Origin of the sequence: Virgibacillus byunsanensis (assembly GCF_042675965.1) — a bacterium.
In the GTDB taxonomy this organism is placed as follows: domain Bacteria; phylum Bacillota; class Bacilli; order Bacillales; family Amphibacillaceae; genus Virgibacillus_R; species Virgibacillus_R byunsanensis.
Window position 1 is genome coordinate 1 of sequence record NZ_JBHTKJ010000009.1, and the last position, 1096, is coordinate 1096.

Sequence of the window (1096 nt, forward strand, 5' to 3'; positions counted from 1 at the left end):
AAGTTAAGCTCTCCAGCGCTGATGGTAGTTGGGGCTTTGCCCCTGCAAGAGTAGGACGCCGCCAGGCATTTAATCTGATTTTAGGTTAGAAATCTGCGGCAGTATGTCGCAACCATACACCTTATACATCTCAGGTACCGGAGGATTAGCTCAGCTGGGAGAGCACTTGCCTTACAAGCAAGATGTCGCAGGTTCGAGCCCTGCATCCTCCACCATTTTATTTTTATAGTCAAACAATTGATTACTTCATTATAATTAGCCGGCCTAGCTCAACTGGTAGAGCAACTGACTTGTAATCAGTAGGTTGGGGGTTCAAGTCCTCTGGCCGGCACCATTTAAATATTCTATTTAAACTAACTAATAGATAAGAAAATAGTTTTGAATCTATAATAGACTTTAGAGCCATTAGCTCAGCTGGCAGAGCATCTGACTTTTAATCAGAGGGTCGGAGGTTCGAATCCTCCATGGCTCACCATTTTGCGGGTGTGGCGGAACTGGCAGACGCGCTAGACTTAGGATCTAGTGTCTTCGGACGTGGGGGTTCGACTCCCTCCACCCGCACCATAATAGAATAAGCGGAAGTAGTTCAGTGGTAGAACATCACCTTGCCAAGGTGGGGGTCGCGGGTTCGAATCCCGTCTTCCGCTCCAAGCCATGCCGGGGTGGCGGAATGGGCAGACGCACAGGACTTAAAATCCTGCGGTAAGTTATTACCGTGCCGGTTCGAGTCCGGCCCTCGGCACCATAAGCGCCCGTAGCTCAATTGGATAGAGCGTTTGACTACGGATCAAGAGGTTAGGGGTTCGACTCCTCTCGGGCGCGCCATTTTTTTCGGGAAGTAGCTCAGCTTGGTAGAGCACATGGTTTGGGACCATGGGGTCGCAGGTTCGAATCCTGTCTTCCCGACCATTTATTTTAATATCGGGGCCTTAGCTCAGCTGGGAGAGCGCCTGCCTTGCACGCAGGAGGTCAGCGGTTCGATCCCGCTAGGCTCCACCATTTATTTCCTCTTGATTTTGAGAAATAATTATGGTAAATTAGTAAACGTCGCATTAAGACAGCAATAAACATTTTAAAAACATCTTTAAAAAACATA

General features: G+C 48.4%; 9 tRNA genes. All 9 read left to right on the forward strand.

The annotated features are described in order from the left end of the window. The first annotated feature begins 139 nt into the window (after positions 1-139). The 9 genes from ACFQ3N_RS04500 (at position 140) to ACFQ3N_RS04540 (ending at position 999) form a co-directional block, all read left to right on the forward strand. Positions 140-215 (forward strand) — tRNA-Val (locus tag ACFQ3N_RS04500). Positions 216-258: 43 nt separating this feature from the next. Beyond that, positions 259-334: transfer RNA gene (locus ACFQ3N_RS04505), tRNA-Thr, on the forward strand. A gap of 65 nt (positions 335-399) precedes the next feature. After that, a tRNA-Lys gene (locus tag ACFQ3N_RS04510) sits at positions 400-475 on the forward strand. Between the two features lie 4 nt (positions 476-479). Continuing rightward, positions 480-564 (forward strand) — tRNA-Leu (locus ACFQ3N_RS04515). Positions 565-575: 11 nt separating this feature from the next. Next, positions 576-650, forward strand: a tRNA-Gly gene (locus ACFQ3N_RS04520). A gap of 6 nt (positions 651-656) precedes the next feature. Beyond that, positions 657-745, forward strand: a tRNA-Leu gene (locus tag ACFQ3N_RS04525). Positions 746-748: 3 nt separating this feature from the next. After that, a tRNA-Arg gene (locus ACFQ3N_RS04530) sits at positions 749-825 on the forward strand. A 7-nt stretch (positions 826-832) separates the two neighbouring features. Next, positions 833-909: transfer RNA gene (locus ACFQ3N_RS04535), tRNA-Pro, on the forward strand. Between the two features lie 14 nt (positions 910-923). Then, positions 924-999: transfer RNA gene (locus ACFQ3N_RS04540), tRNA-Ala, on the forward strand. Positions 1000-1096: the final 97 nt, after the last annotated feature.